Genomic DNA, 23740 nt, shown 5'->3' with positions numbered 1-23740 from the left:
AATCAGATTCCCGTGAAAATGACATCTTCCCCCATCGAAAGGAAGAGGCCATGTCATCCGACGCCGTTGTATCCGCCATCCACCCGCCGCGTACCGCCAGAGACGGCCTGGCGCTCACCGCCGTGTGTCTGGTGGCGCTGATGTTCGGACTGGAGATTTCCAGCGTGCCGGTCATCCTGCCCACCCTCGAGCAGCAACTGGGCACCGGCTTCCAGGACGCCCAATGGATCATGAATGCCTACACCCTGGCCTGCACCAGCGTGCTGATGGCGGCGGGCACACTGGCCGATCGCTTTGGCCGGCGGCGCATGCTGGTGCTGTGCCTGTGGGTATTCGGGCTGGCGTCGCTGGCCTGTGGGCTGGCCAATGAGGCGTCTACGCTGATCGCCGCGCGTTTCGTCCAGGGCGTGGGTGGTGGGGCGATGATGATCTGCCAGTTCGCGATCCTGTCGCACCAGTTCCGCGAACCGGCGGCGCGGGCGCGAGCCTTTGCCATCTGGGGTGTGATCGCCGGCGTGGGCTTGGGCTTCGGGCCGATGGCGGGGGCGTTGATCCTGGCGGTCGCGGATTGGCGCTGGGTGTTCCTGGTGCATGTGCCGCTGACCTTGTTCACCCTGGTGTTGCTCCGCATCAGCGTGCAGGAATCCCGCGACCCGGCGGCCCATCGCCTCGACATCGCCGGCATGGCCACCCTGACCCTGGCGGTGTTCGCCCTGGTTTACTTCATCACCCAGGGCACCGAGAGCGGCTTTGCCACCCCGGCCATGCTCGGTTGGGCCGGATTGTCGGTGGCCGGCCTGTTGTTGTTCGTGGTTGTCGAGCGGCGCAGCTCGCATCCGATGTTCGACTTCTCGGTGTTTCGCATCCCGCGCTTCAACGGCGCGTTGATGGGCTCGATCGGCATGAACTTCAGCTTCTGGCCCTTCATGATCTACCTGCCGCTGTATTTCCAGGCCGGCCTGGGCTACGACACGATGCTCACCGGGCTCGCCCTGCTCGCCTATACCTTGCCCACGCTGGTGGTGCCGCCGCTGGCCGAACGCCTGGCCCTGCGCTACGGCGCCGAACGCATCATTCCGTTGGGCCTGGGCCTGATGGGCGTGGGGTTTGTCGCCATGGCCGCGATCAACCATAGCGGCCAGCCCAGTGTGGTATCGATCCTGATCGCCTGTGGGATTGCCGGCAGCGGCTTGGCGTTTACCAACTCGCCCACCACCAACACCACCACCGGCTCAGTCTCATCCGACCGCGCGGGGATGGCCTCGGGCATCGACTTCAGTGCACGGCTGATTACCCTGGCACTCAATATCGCGTTGATGGGGTTGGTGTTGATACTCGGGATCGCTCACTACCTGGCGGGCGTATTGCCCGACACCGCGCAATTGGCCGCCCTCAGCCAGGATATCGCCGCCGGCAAGCTGGAGGTGTTGCCGCAGGGCTCGTTGATTGCCCAGGCCGCGCTACGCAACGGTGCCGGTTGGGCCATGTTGTACGCAGGCTTGGGCGCGTGCGCACTGTCGGCCTTGAGCGCCTGTTTTTTCCGGCGCAGCCCGCGCTGAGGCGTTAAACGAAAAACGGGCCTGCATCTGCAGGCCCGTTTTCAGTGGGGTTGAAAAAAGTATCAGCTATCAGCCGTTAAGCGCAGCCTGTTCGTTTTCCAGGAATTCCTCTTCAAGCTCGGCCTCGTCGGCCTTGGTAGTGGGCAGGCTTTGACCGGCGGCGCGTGGTTTGCCGCGCAGTTTGCCGTACAGATGCTCCAGGGCATGCTCCAGCTTGGTAGCTGCGCCATCGATCGCCTGTTCCAGCGTATCGGCTTTATGGAGGACCGAAATCGGTTGATGGCCTTTTGGCCGTGCTTCCAGTCGGCAACTCAGATCGTGTGGACCGGGCTTGTCACCGTTCTCGTCCCGCAGGTAAACCTCGACGCGGGTCAGATCTTCTTCATAACGTTCGAGCGTGCTCTCAATGGTGGTACGTACCCACTCCTCCAGTCGGATGCTGCTTTCAATATGGTTATCGCTATTGACTTGGATTTGCATAGTTTTCCCTTATTTCAGCTAGCTCGCCGAAGGCCATTCCTGCTTCACCGGATGGGTGAAAACCATGACCTCCTGATTACACAATTGAGCAGACAGAGGAACATTTCAACCCCTTTGCAAAGATAAATCCCACATTACAAATTAACCCTGACTACAACCAAAAACGCTGTTAGGGTGGGGAGTTGGTTACATCTTCTTACCGCCAACTTCCTTACAATTGCCCCTCTCCCAAGGGGTGCAATCCGCGAAAAATCTCCGCTTCCTCCACCAGCCAGTCATGCACCGCCCGCACGCCCGGATGGCTCAGCGCGCCCGGGGCATACAGCAGCACGTAACGTTTGTGATTGGGTACAGCGAGGCCGAACGGCACGATCAAGGTGCCGCGTTCCAGTTCGTCATTGAGCAAGGTTCGCCGGGCAATCGCCACGCCCATGCCGGCAATCGCCGCCTCGATGGTCAGGTGATTGCGGTTGAAGGTATGCCCACGCCGTACGTCGGCGGCGTCATAGCCGATGGCGTTCAGGTAGAACTCCCACTCCGCGTACTCATAACTCCCACGCCAGGCGGTGATGTCGTGCAGCAGCGGGAAATGCACCAGGTCGGCGGGGCCATGCAGCGGCGGTCGCCCGCGCAACAGGCTCGGAGCGCACACCGGGAAGATCTGCTCATCCAGCAGGGCTGTGGATAACAATCCGGGGTAGCTGCCATCGTTCAGGTCGATGGCCAGGTCAAAGTCGCCCTCATGCAGCGCAACGCTGCTGTCTTCAGCGACCATGCGCAATTGGATGTCCGGGAAGCGCTGCTGCAAACGCGGCAAACGCGGCGTCAGCCATTTACCGAGAAACGACGGGATCGAACGCAAGCGCAGAGTGCCGCTGATCATCCCGGCGTCCAGGCGCTGCAACTCGGCATCAATGCTGCCATAGGCCTCGCCCACGGTGATCGCCAGCCGCTGGCCTTCCGCGCTCAGCTCAACCCCGCGCGCCCGTCGATGGAACAGCCGGAAGCCCAAACGCTCCTCCAACTGGCGAATTTGCTGGCTGACCGCGCCCGGGGTGATGTGCAGTTCTTCGGCGCAACGGGTGAACGACAAATGCCGTGCCGCACAGGAAAAAACGTGCAACCAGACGTAAGTCTGGCCATGGAGCGGGCGAGCCATAGGGTTTAGTCCTGCTAAAGGGTGTCTTAGGATAATTCGTTGGTCAGTGCCGATCCAGAGGCTCAGTATCGCGCCAATTCCGCTTGTCCTACAAAACATGGCAGCGATTCCTACTCCATTGCTTGTAAGGGTTTAGCATGGCTATCAGTGTTTTCGATCTATTCAAGGTAGGCATTGGTCCTTCCAGCTCCCATACCGTGGGCCCGATGCGGGCGGCGGCGACCTTCGTCCAGGCTCTGACTGACCGGCAATTGCTCGACGAAACCCGTCGCGTAGAAGTGCGCTTGTACGGCTCGCTGTCCGCTACCGGTGTCGGCCACGCCACCGACCGCGCCTGCGTGATGGGCCTGATGGGCGAATGGCCAGACAGCATCGACCCCACCAGCATTGGCCCTCGCATCCAGCAATTGCGCGAGTCCGGCCAATTGCTGCTCGGCGGCCGCACGTCGATTGCCTTCAATTGGCAACACGACCTCCTGCTGCTGGACGAAAGCCTGCCCTACCACCCCAACGCCATGTCCCTGCATGCCTACGGCGAAAACGGCCTGTTGAGCGAGCAAACGTACTACTCGGTGGGTGGCGGTTTCATCATCGAAGCGGCGGAAGCCGAATCCGGCATCGCGCCGACCAGCGAAGTGCAATTGCCTTACGACTTCTCCAGCGCCGTCGAACTGCTGGCCTTGTGCAACAAGCACGGCCTGCGGGTCTCCGAACTGATGATGGCCAACGAACGGGCCTGGCGCAGTGACGCCGAGATCCGCAGCGGCCTGCTGCATATCTGGTCGGTGATGCGCGAATGCGTCGAACAAGGCCTGCGCCACGAGGGCATCTTGCCCGGCGGCTTGGACGTGCCACGGCGCGCGGCGAAATTGCACCGCAGCCTGTTGGAAATCGGTAAACCCAACGTCATCACGTCGACCTTGTCGGCGATGGAATGGGTCAACCTGTTTGCCCTCGCCGTCAACGAAGAAAACGCTGCCGGTGGTCGCATGGTCACCGCGCCAACCAATGGCGCAGCGGGAATCATCCCGGCGGTGCTGCACTACTACATGAAGTTCAACCCGGACGCGTCCGACGATGACGTGGTGAATTTCTTCCTGGCTGCCGCCGCCGTCGGCATCCTCTGCAAGAAAAACGCCTCGATCTCCGGTGCCGAAGTCGGCTGCCAGGGCGAAGTCGGTTCGGCCTGCGCCATGGCCGCCGCAGGTTTGGCCGACATACTCGGTGCGTCTCCGGAACAACTGGAAAACGCCGCCGAAATCGGCCTGGAACACAATCTGGGCCTGACCTGCGACCCGGTGGGCGGGCTGGTGCAGGTGCCCTGCATCGAGCGCAACGCCATCGCCGCGGTCAAGGCGATCAACGCCACGCAAATGGCCCTGCGCGGCGACGGCAAACATTTCATCTCCCTGGACCGGGTGATCCGCACCATGCGCGACACCGGCGCCGACATGCACGACAAATACAAAGAAACTTCACGGGGCGGCCTGGCGGTCAGCTGGGTGGAGTGCTGATCGGAGCACTCCACGAAGGCCGTGTGAAAACGTAGCGAGCGAAGGCAAGACAAGGCAAAAACAGGCGAGGAAGCGGAGTTTAGGCCCCTAAATGAGCATTCCGAGCCTGTTTTTAACGCAGGATTGCCGAGCGCAGTAGTTTTCACATGGCCTGAGCGTCCCAACGTGAGCCCGCGCAAAAACAATAACGAGGCAATAACGATGACCGATGTACGTACACCTGCTGCCGAAAATCCCGCTGTAGACCTGACGCCGACCACCTTTACACAAGGCTGGAACAAACACGACACCACCTGGATGCTCGGCCTCTACGGCACCGCCATCGGTGCTGGCACCTTGTTCCTGCCGATCAACGCCGGCGTCGGCGGCTTCTGGCCGTTGATCGTGCTGGCGCTGCTGGCCTTCCCGATGACTTTCTTCGCCCACCGTGGGCTGACGCGCTTTGTGTTGTCGGGCAAATCCGGCGACATCACCGACGTGGTGGAAGAACACTTCGGCATCGGCGCCGGCAAGCTGATCACCCTGCTGTACTTCTTCGCGATCTTCCCGATTTTGCTGGTGTACAGCGTGGCGCTGACCAACACCCTGACCAGCTTTATGGAACACCAACTGCACATGGCGCCGCCGCCCCGGGCGATCCTGTCGCTGGTGCTGATCCTCGGCCTGATGGCCATCGTGCGTTGCGGCCAGGGCGTGATCGTCAAGGCCATGAGCGTGCTGGTGTACCCGTTCGTCGCCGCCCTGCTGCTGTTGGCGGTGAGCCTGATCCCCAACTGGAACGGCGCGTTCTTCGCCTCCGCCAGCGAAGGCATGCCCCTGCCGGCGTTCTTCAAGACCTTGTGGCTGGCAATCCCGGTGATGGTGTTTTCCTTCAACCACTCGCCGATCATCTCCGCCTTCGCCGTCGACCAGAAACGCGTGTACGGCCCGCAGGCCGAGCGCAAAAGCAGCGGCATACTGGCCATGGCCCACAGCATGATGGTGCTGACGGTGATGTTCTTCTGCTTCAGTTGCGTGCTGGCCCTGTCGCCGGCTGACCTCGCCGCCGCGAAGGCGCAGAACATCTCGATCCTGTCGTACCTGGCGAACCACTTCCAGACCCCGGTCATCGCCTACGCCGCGCCGTTGATCGCGCTGGTGGCAATCACCAAATCCTTCCTGGGCCACTACATCGGCGCCAGCGAAGGCTTCCAGGGCCTGATCGTCAAATCCCTGCGCGGGCGTAACCGCAGCATGTCGGCCAAGTGGCTGGAGCGCTGCACTGCGCTGTTCATGGTGCTCACCTGCTGGGCCGTGGCCACCTTCAACCCGAGCATCCTCGGCATGATCGAAACCATGGGCGGGCCGATCATCGCTTGCCTGTTGTTCCTGATGCCGATGTACGCCATCCGCCGGGTGCCATCCTTGCGCCAGTACTCGGGCCAGGCGTCCAACGTGTTTGTGGTGTTGGTCGGCTTGATTGCGCTGTCTGCGATCGTTTTTTCCGTGATGCCCTGAAACGGATCACCGCGCGCAAAAACACCGCCAACCCAATGTGGGAGCGGGCTTGCTCGCGAAAGCGGTCCTTCAGCCGAGTATTCATTGGCTGACACACCGCATTCGCGAGCAAGCCCGCTCCCACAGGGGTCATTCGATGGCAGGCAGATTGCTGTACGGCACGCCCTTTGCTGTACAGCTACTGAGGAAAACGGACCTTGTGAAAGCCTCAGCGAGCGAATGGCCGGTGGTCAGGAAACGCGAACTAATCCCGACACCGGTCGTCAATGACTGCATGTTCTTATCAGGCGGTAACGCACCATGGACAACCCTTTTCAGATCATCACCGACACCTTCGCCCCGAAATACCGGGTCAATTTAAGCATCCAGCGGCTGGACGGCAGCATCATGCTGACCCTGTCCGATGAAGACGGCGTCGTGGCCAAACGCATGATCAGCGCCGAACAACGCAACGACCCGCAGCGCCTGAAACGGCTGGTGCAGAGCGTACAATTCGGGATTGCGATCGAGCAGGGGCACAGCGCGATCGAGATATTGGCGGTGATGACCGATGGGGACAGTCACAAAGTGTTGCAGCGGCCGCCGGTCACCAGGCCGCCGCTGAACGTCGGGTTCTAAACCTCGCCTTTCTCTGTTTCAAGGCTCGCTTCGCCCTTGCGCCGCGGGCCTTCGACCTTCACCGACGGAAACGCCGACGACGCATACCGCACCACCAGAATCGCGAACGCCAACAGCAGAATCCCACCGCACAGGTAGATGATGCCGAGGTCGGGCGGGTTGTGGTGTGACACGTTGGAGATCAGCAAGCGGGTCAGCGCGGTGATCGCCACGTAGATCAGGAAGCGCACCGGCATGTGGTTGGTCTTGAAGTAAATCCCGACCATCGCCCCCAGTTCCAGGTAAATGAACAGCAGCAAGATGTCATCGATCTTGATGTGCCCCGTTTCCAGCATCCCCAGAAACTCCATCACCGCGGCATAGGCGGTCACCGCACCAATGGCGAACAACGCCAGGTAGTGGAACGTCTCGACGAACAGATTTCCCAAGGACTCGGCCAGTTGGTGCACGGTCTTGCGCAGGTTTTCAGCCCAGTTGATTTTCACGATGATGCTTCCTTAGGTCGGCTCGACCGGATAATGCGGGTTGGACGTGACGGTTTCTCTGCATGCAGAAAAAAGGCCAGGGAACAGGAAGTGAGATGGTGGCGGGGTGATATGAGGCACTTATCTTGCTGCTCAATGATCGTTCCCACGCTCTGCGTGGGAATGCCGCCCCGGACGCTCTGCGTCCCATGCCCAATGGTTTCGAGTAGAGGTGACGCGGAGCGTCACGGTATGCATTCCCACGCAGAGCGTGGGAACGATCCATGGTGGTAGGGTGGCATCAGGCACTTATCTTGCTGCTCGATGATCGTTCCCACGCTCTGCGTGGGAATGCCGCCCCGGACGCTCCGCGTCCCATGCCCAATGGTTTCGAGTAGAGGTGACGCGGAGCGTCACGGTATGCATTCCCACGCAGAGCGTGGGGACGATCCAGGTGACCGGGTGATTTAGGTCAGGTCGGGGCGACTTGATCCAACGCTTGATCGACCAATAACCCACTCATTTCCAGCAGTTGATGGATCGCCAGAAGCAAACTTCGCTGTGGGCCCTCAAGCTCAAAAGCCAGGCTGCTGGCCATTTCACGGGCACTGTTCAACGTTTCGCTGGCGTTGGCGAGTAACGTTTCCGTGTCGGCATTGGGCGTAACGCTGAAAAGAATCGAGGAGGGTTCGGGAGGTGGTTCAGGTGTTTCAGGGCGCAGATAGTGATCAATGGCGCGGTTGGCTGCGGCTTGAAGACGGGTGTCAGTGTGTGAATCGTAAGGGGGACTTGGGGTAAGCTTTTTCATCGAACAGTTCCTTTAAATGGAACCGCCACCGTCTGCCGCCAAGCAGATTTGGGTGGCGGATTGCACAAGGTTGGCGGACCGGTAAAGGAACAACCCGGCACCCTGAAGGGTCCCTGCGCAACCCACCGTAAAAAGGAGTCCAGGTGCAAAAACGCCTGCAATCGTGTGGTGGATGCTGTTGTGCCTTATACCGAGCCGCCAAGCCCGTCCGCTGCATTTGCAGCGCCCGAGGAAGGTAAGCGAACGGACGAAGCCGGCGCAACCCCGGCAAGTTGTCAGAAATTTCTCTTGCTGCAAACCCCCGGATTCCAACTACATTGAAAAGCCACTACCCAAAGCCCATGGATTGGCTTATGCTTTTAGCTGTATATAAATACAGTAGTCGCAAGAACGCTTGGCGACACTCGAACCAAGGGCAACTCCCTTCAATACTGCACCGATGACGAGGCCGAAAAATGGCTGTTGAAACCCTGTATCGCAGTACCCGTGACCTGGAGACTACATTCGTGGATCGCAAACTTGCCGACGCACACGACCAGATGCTTGAACTGGCAGAGTCCCTGATGGAAGTGCTGTTGAAAAACGTCGAAGGCTTGAGCGAGAAGCAGGCTGAAGATGCCGGTATTTTCATGGCCAAGAACCGCGCGGCGTTTGCGGCGGCGTTCAAGAACAATGCGAGTGCATTGGCGGAGATTGGGCAGCCAGCGGCTGAGTGATGCGTTGCCTGTAGTGGCGAAAGGGCTTGCTGTGGCCAAGGGCGCTTGCTGTGGCTAGGGAGCTTGTTGTGGCGAGGGAGCTTGCTCCCGCTGGGCTGCGCAGCAGACCCAAAAGCTTGGGAGCGCTACGCACTCCAGCGGGAGCAAGCTCCCTCGCCACAGCAAGCTCCCTCGCCACAGGTTATTCGTTAATGCCTATTACCTGTGTCATGCCTGCCACAAGGTCTTGCCAAAGAACGTCAGCGTCCGGTCCCACGCCAGTTGCGACCAAGCGGCATCGTATTGCGTGTCCGCAATACGGCCATCGCCAATCGCTGTCTCGTTGGCAAACGCATGGCGCGCCAGGTAGCGATGGAAAGTCGCGTCCACACCCGCAGCATGCAGTTTTGACTCCAGCTCCGCCACGGTGTCGATATTGAAGAAGGCATCCTGCGTGCCCCAATGCCCGATCAGCGGCGCCTTGATCTTCGACGCATCCAGGTATTCCAGCGGCGGGAAGCCGTACCACACCACGCCCGCCGCCACTTCCGGAATTGCGTTCAACGCCAGCAACGTCAACGCCCCACCCATGCAATAACCGGTCACGCCGACTTTTTTCGAATCTGCCTGCAAATACTGCACGGCGCCCTTGATGTCCTGGGAAACCGCGTCACCAAAATCCAGGCCATCCATCAAGTGATGGGCTTCTTCCTCTTCTACCGTGGATGCACCGCGATAAAGGTCCGGTACCAGTGCCCGGTAGCCGCACTCGGCCAAGCGATTCGCCACGCCCTTGATCTGGTCGTTGAGGCCCCACCATTCCTGGATCACCACAATTGCTGGCGCACCTTCGAGTACCGCCGGGCTGGCCAAGTAGCCGTTGACGTCAGCGCCATCCGGGCGTTTGAAGGTAATCATGCGCCCGCTGGAGCGCCCTGCTGTTTGTTTGGACATGCCAACCTCTGTCTCGGGAATTGAGAAACCTAGCGTTCAACCACAATAGTAAAGTGCACGGCTACGTGGGTGTAACCATCTATTTCCCACGCTGGGCGAATGACAGTTACACGTCGACGGTTAAGCAGCGATTATCTTCAGCGGTACAGCAAGCGCTCCGCCAGCTCATCCGCCACCCGCGCGGGTGAGCGTTTTTCTGCCTGGGCATGGGCGAAGATTTCGGTCAGGCGCGTGCCGATGTTCGACAGGTGCGCGGTGATGGTTTCCAGCTCTGCGCCGCCGTGCTTGAGGGCCACGTAGATCAGGCCGCCGGAATTGATCACGTAGTCCGGCGCGTAAAGAATCCCACGGCCTTCCAGTTGATCGGCCACTTGCAGGTTGGTCAGTTGCGCACTGGCGGAGCCGGCCACCGCCGCGCACCGCAACTGGGCGACCGTGTAGCGGTTGAACACCGCGCCCACGCCGCAGGGCGCGAGGATGTCGCACGGAGTGCTGAGCAAGGCTTCATTGGCAATCGGGTGCGCGCCCAGCTGTTCCATGGCCAGTTGCACTTTGCCATGGTCAATGTCGCTCACCAGCAATTCCGCGCCGGCGGCGTGCAGTTGCTCGGCCAGGGCATAACCGACGTTGCCCAGGCCCTGGATCGCCACGCGTAAACCTTCCAGGTTATCGCTGCCCAGGCGAGCCATCGCGGTGGTGCGAATGCCGGCGAACACCCCCATCGCCGCGTGGGGCGACGGATCGCCGGCCGCCGTGGTGCTGGTGACATAGCGGGTCTGCTGGGCGATGCAATCCATGTCGGCCACCGAGGTGCCGCTGTCGATGGCGGTGATGTAGCGGCCGTCGAGTTGCTCGATGCAGCGGCCAAAGGCCTCAAACAGCGCGGCGCGGCTTTCCACGTGGGCGGGTCGGATGATCACCGCGTTGCCGCCACCCACCGGCAAACCGGCCAGCGCGGCCTTGTAGCTCATGCCCTGGGCCAGGCGCGCGGCATCCTCCACGGCACTTTCATCGTCGGGGTAAGAGAGATAGCGGCAACCTCCAAGGGCGGGGCCCAGGCGGCTGTTATGGATGGCAATGACCGCCTTCAACCCGGTGGCCGGGTCAACGCTCAGGTGCAGCGATTCAAGGCGGGTGCTGTGCATGAGCGCAAACATCGTCGAGCTCCCGAATCACTTCTGGTAGGCGCCAAGTATAGGACTGCCTGCGAAACCCTGCCCGAGCACGCAGGAATAAGGCCACCGGTTTTAAAGGGTTTGCGACATAAACAGGTAGGACGCTTCTCAAGGCACTGGACGAAAGTTCACAGCAAGGCTAAAACGAGGCATCCGCCGGAGAACCCAATGAAGCCCCGCGACGCTTTTTTTGCCTGCCTGGAACGATCACCGCCCGCGCTGTTTGAAGCCGCGCTGTGGATGGCGGCCGAACACGACCCCGCGGTAGACCCCGTGGCCATCCTGCAGGACTTCAAGGTGTTACAGCAGTTGGTCAGCCTCAGCATGCCGGTGCTGCCGGCAGATGAACTCGGGCAACCCTTGCTGCGGCGCATGAATGACCTGGGGTTCGCCCAGGATGACCACACCCCGCTGCGCCCCGCCGCCGCCTTGCTGGACAAGGTGTTGAAGCGCAAACGCGGGCAGCCGCTGGCCCTGGGGCTGATTGCCCTGGAGCTGGCGCGGCGCCTGGACATTCCGCTGGTCGGCGTCAACTTTCCGGGGCACTTCCTGTTGCGGGTGCCGGGTGCCGATCACCTGCTCGACCCGTGCGGCGGCCGCCGGCTGTACCCCAACGATTGCCGCGACCTGCTGACTCGCCAGTACGGGCCCAATCTCAAGTTGCAGGCCGACCACCTGCACACCGCCGAGCCGCGATCGATCCTGCAACGGCTGTCGCGCAATCTGCGCCAGTTGCACCTGTCCAACGACGACCACCTGGCCGCTCTGGTGGACGCCGAACGCGTGCTGGAGCTGGGCAATGCCAGCGCCGCCGATTACCTGGCCCGGGCCAGTTTGTATCAGCGCCTGGATTGCCCGAACGCCGAGCGTTTTGACCTGGAACACGCATTGATGCTCAGCGAAGACCCGATCCAGCGTCTACGCCTGACCGAACGGCTGGGGCATTTGCCGCCGAACTCTGTGGTGCATTGACTGGCGAGCGCACTTGGATAATCAACAACGCCGCCATCACCGCCGGAATCGCGCAGAAGAAGAAAATCTGCTGCACCGGTATGTGCATCGCCAGCAGCAGGCTGCCGAACAGCGGCCCCAGGATCGACCCGAACCGCCCGACACCCAGTGCCCAGCCTGTACCGGTGGCCCGCACGTGAGCCGGGTAGAAGTTACTGGCGAACGCGTTCAGGGTCAGTTGACCGCCGATGATGCAGAAGCCCGCAGCAAACACGCAGGCCACCAGATAGCGCGGATTGTCGTGATTCAGCCCCAGCAGGATGGTGCACACCGCAGCCGCTGCCAGCACGCCGGACAGTAGGCGCACTTTGCTTTTGAGCCGGTCGGCAAACCAGGCCATACCGATGGCGCCCAAGGTCCCGGCGAACAGGAACATCGAGGTCACCAGATTGGCCTCATTCAGGCCCAAACCGCTTTCCAGCAACAGCGAAGGCAGCCAGCTGATCATGAAATACAGCAGGATCAGGCTGACAAAAAACGTCGCCCACAGCAGTAATGTCGGGCGCGCGTAGCCATGGCGGAACAGCTCCACCACCGTCAGGTTGCTGCCTTGCTCCTGGCGGTTTTCTGCTTCGTTGGCCGCCGGCGGTTGCCAGCCTGGCAGCATGCGCGCGGTGACTTTTTGCAGGCGCGCATAGGGCGGTGCATCACGCAGCAAGCGCGGCAGCGATTCAGGCAACATCCAGGCAAGAAACGGGAACAACAGCAACGGCGTCACACCACCGGCGAGGAACACCGCCTGCCAGCCGAAGCTGTCGATAAACCCGGCCGCGACAAAACCACCGGCCGCACCACCGAAAGAGAAGCCACAGGCGGCGAGCGTCACCATCAAGGTTCGCAGGCGGGGTGGTGAGTATTCCGACATGAGGGCCATGGCGCTGGGCATTGCACCGCCCATGCCGATGCCGCAGATAAAACGGGCGGCCATCAGGGTATTCAGGGAATTGGCGAACACCATCAGCACCGTGAGGCTGGCGTAGATCAGCACGCAGCACAGCAGGATGCGTCGCACCCCGAAGCGATCCGCCAGCGGCGTGACGGCCAGGGAACCGAGGGTCAGCCCCAGCAGGTTGGCGCTGAACACCGGGCCGAACGCAGCTTTTTCCAGGCCCCAGTCCTTGGCCAGCGCCGGGACCACGTAGCCCAGGACTTGGGCGTCGTAGCCGTCGGTGACCAGCAACAGTGCCAGCAACAGGAGAATCAACCACTGATAGCGCGACACCGGACGGGCGTCGAGTGCCGCACGAAAGCTGGCAATCTGATTGTGCATCGCAAGGGACCTGTATTGTTTTTATATATTTTGGACACGCTGAAGATCACATGTGGGAGCGGGCTTGCTCGCGAAAGCGGCATGCCAGTCAATACATCTGCTGACTGATACACCGTATTCGCGAGCAAGCCCGCTCCCACATTTGGCCGGTGTGAGCCTGGAGATTTATGGTGTATCCGGTTGGTTGGCGGGATGAGCCGCCATGAACGCCGGATGCTGCGCCGCCAATCCCGCCACCCGCTGAATGCGCGGGTACGCCGCCAACGACACCTTGAACCGCTGCGCCGCATACAGCTGTGGAATCAAGAACGTATCCGCCATCCCCGGCTGGTCACCAAAGCAATAACCCTGATCACCAATCAACTGCTCAACCGCCGCCAGCCCCTGGCTGATCCAGTGCCCGATCCACTCCAGCACCTGCGCTTCATCGTGCCCCCATTGCTTGAGCAGATTCTGGGTACTGGAGTTGTGCAGCGGATGAATGTCGCAACCGATGATCGACGCCACCGCACGCTCATGGGCGCGGGTTGCCAAATCCCTGGAGAGCAACGGCGCCTGTGGATAACGTTCCTCCAGGTACTCGATGATCGCCGGTGACTGAATCAACACATCACCATCATCCGTGCGCAAGGCCGGTACACGACCTTGCGGGTTGATCGCCAGGTACTCCGGCTGATGGTTGGCGCCGCCCTTGGGCATCAGCAGGTTGACCGGCACGGCGGTGAAGTCCAGGCCCTTGAGGGCCAGCGCGATCCGCACCCGGTAGGACGAAGTGGAGCGGTAGTAGGTATAGAGTTCCATGGCCCTGCCCTCTCAGCGCGCCGCGACCACGGTACCCCGGCATTCGCCGAAGCCGATGGAGGCAAACCCGTCGCGGGTGCAGCGGGCACGCAGGATGATTTCGTCGCCGTCTTCGAGGAATTTACGTACTTCGCCGGAGGCCAATTCGATCGGTTTTTTACCGCCCTCAGTGATTTCCAGCAGGCTGCCGAACTGACCGGCTTCCGGCCCCGACAAGGTGCCCGAACCGAACAGGTCACCCGCCTGCAACTGGCAGCCGTTGACGCTGTGGTGCGCAACCATCTGCGCGACGGTCCAGTACATGTGCTGGGTGTTGCTCAAGGTCAAGCAATGGGCCGGCAGGTTCTGCTCACGCATCGAGGCGGTGGTCAGCAGCACTTCCAGTTCGATATCAAAACCACCGGCCGCCTGGTCGCGCTTGTCCAGCAGGTATGGCAGCGGTTGTGGGTCGCCTTGAGGGCGCGCCGGTTGTGCCTTGCGGAAGGGTTCGAGGGCTTCAGCCGTCACCACCCACGGCGAAATGCTGGTGATAAAACTCTTCGACAGAAACGGGCCCAGCGGCTGGTATTCCCAGGCCTGGATATCCCGCGCCGACCAGTCGTTGAGCAGGCAGAAACCAGCGATGTGATCAGCGGCGTCACCAATGGCAATCGAGTCGCCCATGGCATTGCCCTGGCCGATCCAGATGCCCAGTTCCAACTCGTAGTCCAGGCGTGCGCAAGGGCCGAAGGTCGGCTCGGTTTGACCGGCTGGCAGAGTCTGGCCTTTGGGGCGGCGGACGTCGGTGCCCGACGGACGAATCGTCGACGCACGGCCGTGATAACCGATCGGCACGTACTTGTAGTTGGGCAGCAGCGGGTTATCGGGACGGAACAATTTGCCGACGTTTTGCGCGTGCTCGATCCCGACGTAGAAGTCGGTGTAATCATTGATTTTGGCCGGCAAGTGCATCTGGCAAGCGGCAGCCGGATGCAGCGCTAATTGCAGTCTGCCTTGCAGGTCGCTGCCTTCCGCCAGCAGTTCCAGCAGGCGTTCACGCAGGGCCACACGCGGGCCACGGCCCAGTTCGAAAAACGCGTTCAGTTGACCGCCAGCGGTGGCTTCAACCGCGCGACGGGCTTCGCCGTCAAAAAATTCCAACGCGGCATGCAGGTCAAAAATGTGCTCGCCAATCGCCACGCCACTGCGCGGCGCAGCGCCGTCAACGCTGAACACACCCAACGGCAGGTTTTGCAGCGGGAAATCCCGGTGACCGTTGGCGGAAGCCACCCAACTGCGGGTGAGATTAGGCTGAGTCATGGGTTATCTCCGATTCGGGTTGAAGGTTGCAGGGAGCGAGGCCCAGCAAGCGTCGTAAGAAGGTTGCAGCTGTGAGCATTCCAGCGCGAATTGTGTAGGACGCAGCACCTGGCTGGTCTCGAACATGAAGGCCATGGTGTTATCAATCTTGTGGGGCTCAAGCGTCGCGTTGATGGCCTTGGTGCAGGTCTCGCCATCCGGGCCATGGGCGCTCATGCAGCTGTGCAACGACGCGCCACCGGGCACGAAGCCTTCGGCCTTGGCATCGTAGGCGCCCTGGATCAGGCCCATGTATTCGTTCATCAGGTTGCGGTGGAACCACGGTGGCCGGAAGGTGTTTTCGGCGACCATCCAGCGGGGCGGGAAAATCACGAAGTCGAGGTTGGCCAGGCCGTGCACGCTGGTGGGCGAGGTCAATACGGTGAAGATCGACGGGTCCGGATGATCGAAGCTCACGGTACCGATGGTGTTGAAACGACGCAGGTCGTATTTGTACGGCACGTTGTTGCCGTGCCACGCCACCACGTTCAGCGGCGAATGGTCGAGCTGGCAGCCCCACAGTTCGCCGAGGAATTTCTGCACCAGTGTGGTGGGTTGCTTGAGGTCTTCGTAATGGGCGACGGGGGTGAGGAAATCCCGTGGGTTGGCCAGGCCATTGCTACCGATGGGCCCAAGGTCCGGCAGGCGCATTGGCGCGCCGTGGTTTTCAGCGACGTAGCCGCGAGCTTGTGCATCCAGCAGCTCGACGCGGAATTTCAGGCCGCGGGGCAGCACGACAACTTCCAGCGGCTCAACGTCCAGCACACCCAGTTCGGTGGCGATGCGCAGGCGGCCCTGCTCGGGAACGATCAACAGTTCGCCGTCGGCGTTGAAGAACACGCGGTCCATGGAGCGATTGGCGCGGTAGTTGTAGATGCTGATGCCTGAGGGCTTTTCCAACCCTGAGTTGGCGACCATGCCTACAAGCCCGTCGATGAAATCTGTTGGCTCAGCAGGAATATCCAGCGGGTTCCAGCGCAGGCGATTAGGCGTCACCGCTCCAAGCGGGCCACCGGCCAGTTGCCGCTCCAGCTTGACGAACGCCGGGTGATTGGCCGACGGCTGGATGCGGTACAACCAGGTGCGCCGGGCTTCGCTGCGGGCCATGGTGAAGGCAGTGCCGGAGAAGAGTTCGGTGTACAGCCCGTAGGGCGCTTTTTGCGGAGCGTTCTGGCCGACCGGCAGTGCGCCGGGCAAGGCTTCGCTGGCAAATTCATTGCCGAAGCCTGATTGGTATTCGAGGGTCATGGATCATCCTCTGAGCGGAAGTTGTTTTTATCGTAATCCAGTTACGCATAACGTAATTTGATACCTGTTGACCGTCAAGCTATAAAGACGCCCATTCGTCTTTCGGATTCATGCCCTCCATGGAAAAGCCGCCCGCCCCTCGCGACACCGGTAAACAGAAAGTCCGCTCGGCTGAAGTGGGCACCGACATCCTCAAGGCCCTGGCCGAACTGTCGCCGGCCACCTCGTTGTCGCGCCTGGCCGAGCACGTGCAAATGCCGGCGAGCAAGGTCCACCGCTACTTGCAGGCGCTGATCGCTTCAGGTTTTGCCGAACAGAACACCGCCACCAACCATTACGGCCTGGGCCGCGAAGCCTTGCGCGTGGGCCTTGCCGCGCTGGGCAGCATGGACGTGCTGAAAGTCGCCGCCCTGCCCCTGGCGGAACTGCGGGACGAGTTGAATGAAACCTGCTTCCTGGCCGTTTGGGGCAACCAGGGCGCGACCGTGGTGCACATCGAGCCGGCGGTGCGCGCGGTAACGGTGGTGACGCAATTGGGCTCGGTGTTGCCGCTGCTCAGTTCATCCACCGGGCTGGTGTTCAGCGCGTTTCTGCCGTCGCGGGAAACCGTGGACTTGCGCGAGCGGGAAATTCAGGCGGGTATCGCCCATACGTTGGCGGATGACCAGGCCTACGCCACCACCTGCGAGCAGATCCGCCAGCGCGGCCTGCACTTTGTGCACGGTTTGCTGATGCCGGGTGTGGACGCGTTGTCGGCGCCGGTGTTCAACGCGGTCGGGCAAGTGGCGGCGGTTTTGACCGTGGTGGGGCCGACTTCGCTGTTCCATGCCGATGAAGACGGCCCGGCGGCGAAGCGTTTATTGGCGGCGACCCAGGCGGTGAGTTGGCGGATGGGTTATCAGCCCTGACGCTCAGTATCAGGCACACAACAAAACAAAATGTGGGAGCGGGCTTGCTCGCGAATGCGGTCTGTCAGTTAAAGCATCAGTGACTGATACACCGCATTCGCGAGCAAGCCCGCTCCCACATTTGATCTTCATTGTTTGAGAAATAGCGCTTGGCTTCAGGCCATCAATCCCAAGGTTTTGGCCTTGGCCACCGCCTGGGTACGCCGCTCCACCCCCAACTTGCTATGAATCCTCCGCGCATGGGTTTTCACCGTGTGCAGCGAGATAAATAGCTGCCCGGCAATTTCCAGATTGGAATTGCCCTGGGCAATCAATTGCAGCACCTCAAGCTCGCGCTGGCTCAGAGGGTTTTCCCCCGCCGTCGCCAGGCACTCTTGCGGCTCCAGCCCCAACGCACTCAACAACCCCGGCTGCCTGAGGCGCAACTCGCGAATCGCCTGTTGCACCTGGCAACGCCCCGCCAGCTCCAAGCCGGCCTCCAGTGAGCGCACGGCCAACGCTCGATCGCCGACTTGCCAGGCCACTTCTCCCAACACCAACTGCAATTCCGCTTCCAGGCACAGCATGCCGCGCTGACGGGAAGTCTCCAGTAACGCACTCAAGCGGACAACAGGCTCTTCGGCGCGGCGTAATTTCACTTCCGCCAGCACCTGCAAATACTCAAGGCGCGGGATCAGCTCCAGGGTGGCCGGCGGCGCCTGTTTGGCCTTTGGCCCACGGTAGTGCCGCAGCACGCGGGTCACCGCTTCCAGGGTCAGTTCGGCGCGGCCCTGTTGCAGCCAGAAATGCCCACTGAGCAACAGCAGCACAGCGCGGTACACGGTGTCGGGCACCTGGCGTTGCTGCATCAGGCGCTCGGCGTCCCGCAACTGGATAAACGCCTCGGCGTAATCGCCTTTGTTGGCGGCCAATAAAGCCAGACCGAGGTAGCCATAGAGCACGCGTTTGTCCTGGCTGTGCAGGCACATGCCCAGGCCGGATTCGAAGCATTCGGCCGCCACGGCGTCGTGCCCCTGGCGCAAGGCCAGATGCCCACGCCGCAAGGAAATCCGCCCCATCAACGGCCCGGCTTTAAGCCGCTGCTGCACCAGCATGCGCTGCACGTTTTCCAGCAGGCTTTGGGCCCGATACGGCGCGCCGCGCTGCTCCAGCAACTGCGCATGATCGAGTTCCAGCAACGCCTCCAGCAGCAATGAGCCGTGGGAACGCGCCAGGCAAAGTGCTTCACGGTTCAACGACTGGGCGACGTCCAACTCGCCACGCAGCAAGGCTTGCTGGGTCAGGCCCGACAGGCACATCAAGCGCGACGTCCAGGCGCTCTCGGGCAAGTCTTGCAGGGCTTCCAGAAAATGTTCCCGAGCGCGTGCGGCTTCGCCGCCCAGGTGTAACAACCAACCCCATTGCGCCTGCCAGCGGGCCAGCAGATAGCGCTGCGAATGCGCAGTCGGTTGCGGGGTGAAACGCGCCAGTTGATCGATGCACAACGCCGCCTGGTCGAAGCGCCCGGCAAACAGCAACGCCGCCGTTACCAGGCCCACCAGCTGCGCCGACCCCAGCATCAATTCATCGCCATGCTGCTCATGCAGGCGCAACAAAAGCACAGCATTTTGCTGGCGGAACAGGTCTTCAAAACTGAAGTGCTGCAACAGGCTCACGGCCACTTCGTACTCTTCGGCCAGCAGCGCCTGCTCAAACGCGGCCTGCCAGTCCTCGGCGGCGGTAAACCATTGGCAGGCGCGACGGTGCCAGGAGCGCCTGGCTGGCCAGGGTTCGTCGCGCATGAGCTGCGCCAACGGCGGGAAGATTTGCAGCCAGTCGGTGGTGTCTTCCCAGGGTTCGATAAAGGCGCCCAACGTCTGCAAGTCACGCAGATAATCACCGAAGCCGAACAGATGATCACACAGGCTCGGGTTGAAACGTGGCAGGTGCGCAAGCACGCGCCAGGCTTCGGCCAACTCCGGGGAAAGGCCGCTGAACAGCTCGTGCTGCAGGTAATCGAGCAAGGTTTTTTCGGGGTGCCCGTCGCTCTCAAGCAACGCGATGCGCACGCCGGCGCACCAGCCGGCGCTGAACTTCAGCACCTTGTCGAAGCAGGGCCCGGCCAAGTGCTGGATCTCGGTGTGATCAAACGCCAGCTCGGCTGCGTTGCACTCCCACAATTCATCGTCGAGCAACAGCCGTGGCCAGTTGCACGCCGGCCGCCGCCGCGCGCCAATCCACCAGGTTAAAACGGGACTGCTGGCCGCCAGAATGCGATCGAGCAACGCATCCAGTTCAGGCGCCGGCACCCGGCAGAAGTCATCGAGAAACAGCCAGGCCGGCGCCTGCCAGCGGTTGAGGGCCAGCAGCAGCGAGGCTTCATCGACACAATCCAGGCCGAGGCTTTGGGCCAGACGCTGACACAAATCCGGAACGGCACCATTCAGCGGCAACCAATACACCTGGCAATCCGCAGGTGCCTGTAATGCGCATTCGGCAAGCAGCGCACTCTTGCCACTGCCGGCCGGGGCGCAGAGCAACTTCACCCGCGCCGAGGCGTTGAGCAACGGCCCGGACAAGCGCGGGCGCAGCAGATGATGGGGAGACAAGCGTGGCATGAATCCAGGACGATCCAGACAACGGGTCATGGCGGTCATTACTGCGTCCCTGTTTTTTATTATTAGGCGGCGTGCGCCCTACCCTAGTCCTGTGGCTGGCGGTTGTTGAGGAGTATTCAGCAGGCTGATTGCCGGGCATATGTTCCAAAGGTGGAGCACCGTAAATGTGGGAGCGGGCTTGCTCGCGAAGGCGGAGTGTCAGTCACCGGATATATTGACTGATACACCGCTTTCGCGAGCAAGCCCGCTCCCACAGTTTGACCCTATTTCAATCAGGTTTCAGCGCACGCCTTCAGAGCGCAGTGCCGCCGGCGTGTAGTCCGCCGCCTTCGCCGCAAAGCCGAACACGAAGCTGCTCTTCTCTTCGTTCTTCATCCCCAGGGCGATGTAGCGCCCGGCGATGATGTCGTACAGGGTCTCGACGGTGTAGGCCGGCACCTGGTGGTCGTAGTAGAACTGCGCGTGGCCTTCTGCAACCCGCCACAGTTGGCCACGGCCGTCGTAGTGGTCCACCAACGCCACTTGCCAGCTGTCTTCGTCGATGTACATGTGACGCTTGGCGTAGATGTGCCGCTCGCTCGGCTTGACGGTACCCACCACCTCCCAGACCCGGTGCAGCTCGTAACGGGTCAAATCCTGGTTGATGTGGCCGGCCTTGATGATGTCGTCGTACTTGAGGGTCGGCGAGTCGAGCTTGTAGCTGTTGTAGGGGATGTACATCTCCTTCTTGCCCACCAGCTTCCAGTCGTAGCGGTCCGGGGCGCCGGAGAACATGTCGAAGTTATCCGAGGTACGCAGGCCGTCGGCCGCAGTGCCCGGCCCATCGTAGGCCACCTGCGGTGCACGGCGCACCCGGCGCTGGCCGGCGTTGTAGACCCAGGCCAGCCGCGGTTCCTTCACCTGGTCGAGGGTTTCATGCACCAGCAGCACGTTGCCGGCCAAGCGCGCCGGGGCGGTCACCGATTGCTTGAAGAAGGTCAGCACGTTGGCGCCCTTGACCGGGTCCATGTCCGGGATCAGCTGCGGCACGGCCACTTCTTCTTCGAAGCGGATCGGCGTGTAGCTGCCGTTGGTCTGCGGCGTGGCCTGGGTAATGATGCGGCGCAGGTTGCCGCCGTGGTAACGGGTGATGTGGTTCCACAGCACCTCAACGCCGTTCTTCGGAATCGGGAACGCGTAGTAGCGGTTGCCGGTGAAGTTCTCCAGGCCATTGCCGTCGTTGATTGCATGCACATTGAGCGCGCTGCGCTTGATCGACTCGTAAATCTCCGGCGGCAGGTTGACCGTGCGGTGGGTCGGGTACACCGGGATCTTGTAGGTTTGCGGGTAGCGCTTGAACATCGCCACCTGGCCTTCGGACAGTTTGTCCTTGTACTTGTCGACGGTGGCGGCGGTGATCACGAACAGCGGTTTTTCACTGGCAAACGGGTCGGCAAGGAAGCCTTTACTGTCCACCGCCCCGGCGTTTTTCGGGATACCACCGGTCCATGCCGGGATCGAGCCGTCAGCGTTACCGGCCTTTTCGGCACCCACCGGGGTCAGGGTGGTGCCAAGTTTGGCCGCTTCTTCCGGCGACACCGCGGCCATCACGTTGGCCGCCAACAGGCTCAGTGCCAACACGCCGCATTGCAGAATCATCTTGCGCATAGTCTTTTGTCCTTCTTTAAGCCAAATCAGAAGTTCACGCCAAAGCTGAGGGCGATGAAGTCGCGGTCGGTGAGGGTGTTGTAGTCACCGCCAAAAAAGTCGGTGTAGCTCAGGCTCGCGGTGTAGGTGTTGCGGTAGTCCGCGTCCACGCCGACGCTGATGGCCTTGGCGCCTTCGTTGAACAGGCCGTTGGGGCCGTAGCCGCTGACGTCCTGGGACCACGACACGTTGGGCTTGAGGTTGACCCCGGCGAACACGTTGTTGTAATCGAGGATGGCCCGGGCGCGATAACCCCAGGAGTTGGCCGTGACAAAACCGTCGGTGTCACCGCCAAAGCCGTATTGGCCGTAGACCGAGTCACGGCCGTAACGCAGCTTGGATTTCGCCTCCAGCCCGCCCACATGCACGAAGGCCGCTTCGCCCACCAGGGTCAAGCGTTCGGCGCCCAGTACCTGGTCGAAGAATTGGGTCATGGTGCTCTGGATCTGGGTGATTTCCTTGCGGCGATAGCCGGCGTTGTCGGCACCGAAGGAACTGGCGATCGGTGACGCGGCGTTACCGGCAATCGGGTTGACCAATGCCAGCGTCAGGTCGGTGGTGTTGAGTTGTACGGGGGCATTCGGGCGGTAGCTGATTTCGCCGGTCCAGGCCGTGCCGGTTGGCAAGGTGGTCGAGAAGCTGGCACCGAACAGACGAATGTTTTCCGGATAGTCGAGGTAATACTGGCCGCGACCGAGCATCGTGCTTTGCGCCAGCCCAGACCCGGAACCCGGGGCAATCCCGTTGGCGGCATTGACGATACGGCCAATGGTAGCCAGGTTGGTGTTGGCGGTGATGGTACCGACGGTGGGCGTGCGGCTGTGGTAGTTCATGAAGTACAGGCCGTACTCCGTGTCATCCCCCAGCCAGCGCAGCGCCATCCCGAACTGGCCGCCATCGCGCGCCTCGCGGTCTTTTGCACGCTGCACCACCACGCCTTCTTTCGTAACCTGGAAGCCTTGGCCAAACGCCGCCGCCACCGGCTGCAACGGCGCAATCGCCGGGCTGCCGACGGTGTAGTTGCCGTTGCAGCCGTGGGCCACCACGTCGTTGCCGAAGAAGGTGCCGCAGTTGTCCACCACGGTATTTTCCCAGTTCAACTGGTAGAAACCTTCAACGCTCAACTGGTTGGTGAGGCTTTGGGATGCAAACACCATGTTGACTGGAATCAGCCCTTCCTTGATCTCGGCGCCGGGCCGGCGGAAGGCGGAAACGTCGATGGGGTTGATGCTGTTGATCGAGTTGCCGATGAACGTACTTTCACCCCAACTGACCACCTGCTTGCCGACGCGCACGTTGCCCGGCAAATCGCCGATGGAATAGTTGTGATAGACAAACGCGTCGAGTAATTCGTAGCCGGAAGAGCGTGCGCCCTCGTCGCGGTGGTTATTGCTGATCTGCTTGAATTCGCGGTCTTCGTCCTGCAGTTCGAAGTCGTACCAGTACTTGCCGCGCACGAACACGCCGCTGTCGCCGTACTTGAGCTCCAGGTCGTGGATGCCCTTGAAGATCTTGGAGAAGGTCTCGCCCTTCTTGAAGTTCAGGCGACCATCATCGCCGGTGGAAGCCTGGCCAGTGCCGCCGTTGGGAACGCCCACCAGCTTTTTGTCGGCGTCGCGCATGCCCCAGCTGGCACCGACCGACAGCGAGGAATCGAATTGCCCTTCGATCTCGCCGATGTTGAACGAAACAGCCTGCGCCTGGGCACAGCAACCCAAAGCAACCGCAGCGGCCAGCGCCTGTGGCCTGAAGATGGCGCGCATTGTTGTTCTTGTCATGCGTCTTCCCCGGTGGTGTGACAGAAGGCCCCACCCTACTGCCCGCGATCAGGAGCGATAAGCGCACCAAGGAGGTATTCGTGTTGTCGCTCGAAAGGATGAAAGGGCGCTCTGGCCGGGGTATTGGCGAGGGTATGGACGAGATGGATGGAGGATTATCAGGAGGATGGATGAGGCCTT

At 61.4% G+C, this 23740-nt stretch carries 20 protein-coding genes; 7 read left to right on the top strand and 13 right to left on the bottom strand.

What is annotated here, in order from left to right; all coding sequences use genetic code 11:
• Positions 1–50: 50 nt before the first annotated feature.
• Positions 51–1559, top strand: a complete 1509-nt coding sequence (locus tag NVB75_RS25010) for an MFS transporter (protein ID WP_258343790.1) — start codon at positions 51–53, stop codon at positions 1557–1559.
• Positions 1560–1628: 69 nt separating this feature from the next.
• Here the strand turns inward: NVB75_RS25010 and NVB75_RS25005 are convergent, their stop codons facing one another.
• Positions 1629–2039 carry an HPF/RaiA family ribosome-associated protein gene (locus NVB75_RS25005; RefSeq protein ID WP_017476049.1) on the bottom strand — a complete coding sequence of 137 codons (411 nt, stop codon included), beginning with the start codon at positions 2037–2039 and terminating at the stop codon, positions 1629–1631.
• Between the two features lie 211 nt (positions 2040–2250).
• Complete coding sequence (locus NVB75_RS25000) at positions 2251–3198, bottom strand: LysR substrate-binding domain-containing protein (RefSeq protein ID WP_003212775.1); 948 nt, start codon at positions 3196–3198, stop codon at positions 2251–2253.
• Positions 3199–3335: 137 nt separating this feature from the next.
• Here NVB75_RS25000 and NVB75_RS24995 point away from each other — a divergent pair, with 137 nt between their 5' ends.
• From NVB75_RS24995 to NVB75_RS24985, 3 genes are all read left to right on the top strand, one after another.
• Positions 3336–4712, top strand: a complete 1377-nt coding sequence (locus NVB75_RS24995) for an L-serine ammonia-lyase (protein ID WP_258343787.1) — start codon at positions 3336–3338, stop codon at positions 4710–4712.
• A gap of 201 nt (positions 4713–4913) precedes the next feature.
• The gene (locus NVB75_RS24990; RefSeq protein ID WP_258343786.1) at positions 4914–6209 is read left to right on the top strand and encodes a serine/threonine transporter; all 1296 of its coding nucleotides are present in this window, start codon (positions 4914–4916) and stop codon (positions 6207–6209) included.
• A gap of 300 nt (positions 6210–6509) precedes the next feature.
• Complete coding sequence (locus NVB75_RS24985; protein WP_076017627.1) at positions 6510–6827, top strand: DUF3509 domain-containing protein; 318 nt, start codon at positions 6510–6512, stop codon at positions 6825–6827.
• On the opposite strand, the gene NVB75_RS24980 is transcribed toward NVB75_RS24985, so the two are convergent.
• Entirely contained in the window at positions 6824–7312 is a 489-nt protein-coding gene (locus NVB75_RS24980) for a phosphate-starvation-inducible protein PsiE (protein ID WP_258343784.1), read from the bottom strand. The two genes, NVB75_RS24985 and NVB75_RS24980, sit on opposite strands and share 4 nt — an antisense overlap.
• A gap of 451 nt (positions 7313–7763) precedes the next feature.
• Positions 7764–8099 carry a DUF6124 family protein gene (locus NVB75_RS24975; protein ID WP_258343783.1) on the bottom strand — a complete coding sequence of 112 codons (336 nt, stop codon included), beginning with the start codon at positions 8097–8099 and terminating at the stop codon, positions 7764–7766.
• A gap of 455 nt (positions 8100–8554) precedes the next feature.
• Between NVB75_RS24975 and NVB75_RS24970 the strand changes: the two genes are divergently transcribed.
• The gene (locus tag NVB75_RS24970; protein ID WP_003212789.1) at positions 8555–8815 is read left to right on the top strand and encodes a YebG family protein; all 261 of its coding nucleotides are present in this window, start codon (positions 8555–8557) and stop codon (positions 8813–8815) included.
• Between the two features lie 207 nt (positions 8816–9022).
• Here NVB75_RS24970 and NVB75_RS24965 read toward each other — a convergent pair whose 3' ends face one another.
• Together NVB75_RS24965 and NVB75_RS24960 are read right to left on the bottom strand one after the other, a co-directional pair.
• On the bottom strand, positions 9023–9748 hold the full coding sequence (locus NVB75_RS24965) for a dienelactone hydrolase family protein (protein WP_258343782.1): 726 nt from the start codon (positions 9746–9748) through the stop codon (positions 9023–9025).
• Positions 9749–9885: 137 nt separating this feature from the next.
• Positions 9886–10905: a Glu/Leu/Phe/Val dehydrogenase dimerization domain-containing protein gene (locus tag NVB75_RS24960; protein ID WP_076017715.1), complete on the bottom strand. Its 1020-nt coding sequence runs from the start codon at positions 10903–10905 to the stop codon at positions 9886–9888.
• A gap of 186 nt (positions 10906–11091) precedes the next feature.
• On the opposite strand from NVB75_RS24960, the gene NVB75_RS24955 reads away from it, so the two are divergent.
• Entirely contained in the window at positions 11092–11895 is an 804-nt protein-coding gene (locus NVB75_RS24955) for a SirB1 family protein (protein WP_258343781.1), read from the top strand.
• Here the strand turns inward: NVB75_RS24955 and NVB75_RS24950 are convergent.
• The 4 genes from NVB75_RS24950 to hmgA form a co-directional block, all read right to left on the bottom strand.
• Positions 11819–13204 (bottom strand): aromatic acid/H+ symport family MFS transporter, encoded by a 1386-nt coding sequence (locus NVB75_RS24950; RefSeq protein WP_258343780.1) that lies wholly within the window; start codon positions 13202–13204, stop codon positions 11819–11821. The two genes, NVB75_RS24955 and NVB75_RS24950, sit on opposite strands and share 77 nt — an antisense overlap.
• A gap of 165 nt (positions 13205–13369) precedes the next feature.
• Positions 13370–14005: a maleylacetoacetate isomerase gene (maiA, locus tag NVB75_RS24945; RefSeq protein ID WP_258343779.1), complete on the bottom strand. Its 636-nt coding sequence runs from the start codon at positions 14003–14005 to the stop codon at positions 13370–13372.
• 12 nt (positions 14006–14017) lie between these two features.
• Positions 14018–15304 (bottom strand): fumarylacetoacetase, encoded by a 1287-nt coding sequence (gene fahA / locus NVB75_RS24940; protein ID WP_258343778.1) that lies wholly within the window; start codon positions 15302–15304, stop codon positions 14018–14020.
• 3 nt (positions 15305–15307) lie between these two features.
• Positions 15308–16591 (bottom strand): homogentisate 1,2-dioxygenase, encoded by a 1284-nt coding sequence (hmgA, locus tag NVB75_RS24935; protein WP_258343777.1) that lies wholly within the window; start codon positions 16589–16591, stop codon positions 15308–15310.
• A gap of 119 nt (positions 16592–16710) precedes the next feature.
• On the opposite strand from hmgA, the gene NVB75_RS24930 reads away from it, so the two are divergent.
• A complete protein-coding gene (locus NVB75_RS24930; protein ID WP_258343776.1) occupies positions 16711–17499 on the top strand; it encodes an IclR family transcriptional regulator in 789 nt (262 codons plus the stop codon).
• 155 nt (positions 17500–17654) lie between these two features.
• On the opposite strand, the gene NVB75_RS24925 is transcribed toward NVB75_RS24930, so the two are convergent.
• The 3 genes from NVB75_RS24925 to NVB75_RS24915 form a co-directional block, all read right to left on the bottom strand.
• Positions 17655–20135 carry a LuxR C-terminal-related transcriptional regulator gene (locus NVB75_RS24925; RefSeq protein ID WP_258343775.1) on the bottom strand — a complete coding sequence of 827 codons (2481 nt, stop codon included), beginning with the start codon at positions 20133–20135 and terminating at the stop codon, positions 17655–17657.
• Positions 20136–20375: 240 nt separating this feature from the next.
• Positions 20376–21743: a DUF1329 domain-containing protein gene (locus NVB75_RS24920; protein WP_258343773.1), complete on the bottom strand. Its 1368-nt coding sequence runs from the start codon at positions 21741–21743 to the stop codon at positions 20376–20378.
• A 26-nt stretch (positions 21744–21769) separates the two neighbouring features.
• Complete coding sequence (locus tag NVB75_RS24915) at positions 21770–23560, bottom strand: DUF1302 domain-containing protein (protein WP_258343772.1); 1791 nt, start codon at positions 23558–23560, stop codon at positions 21770–21772.
• Positions 23561–23740: the final 180 nt, after the last annotated feature.

The organism is Pseudomonas sp. CBS (assembly GCF_024734645.1).
In the GTDB taxonomy this organism is placed as follows: Bacteria; Pseudomonadota; Gammaproteobacteria; order Pseudomonadales; family Pseudomonadaceae; genus Aquipseudomonas.
This window is presented reverse-complemented; position numbering and strand designations above follow the sequence as displayed.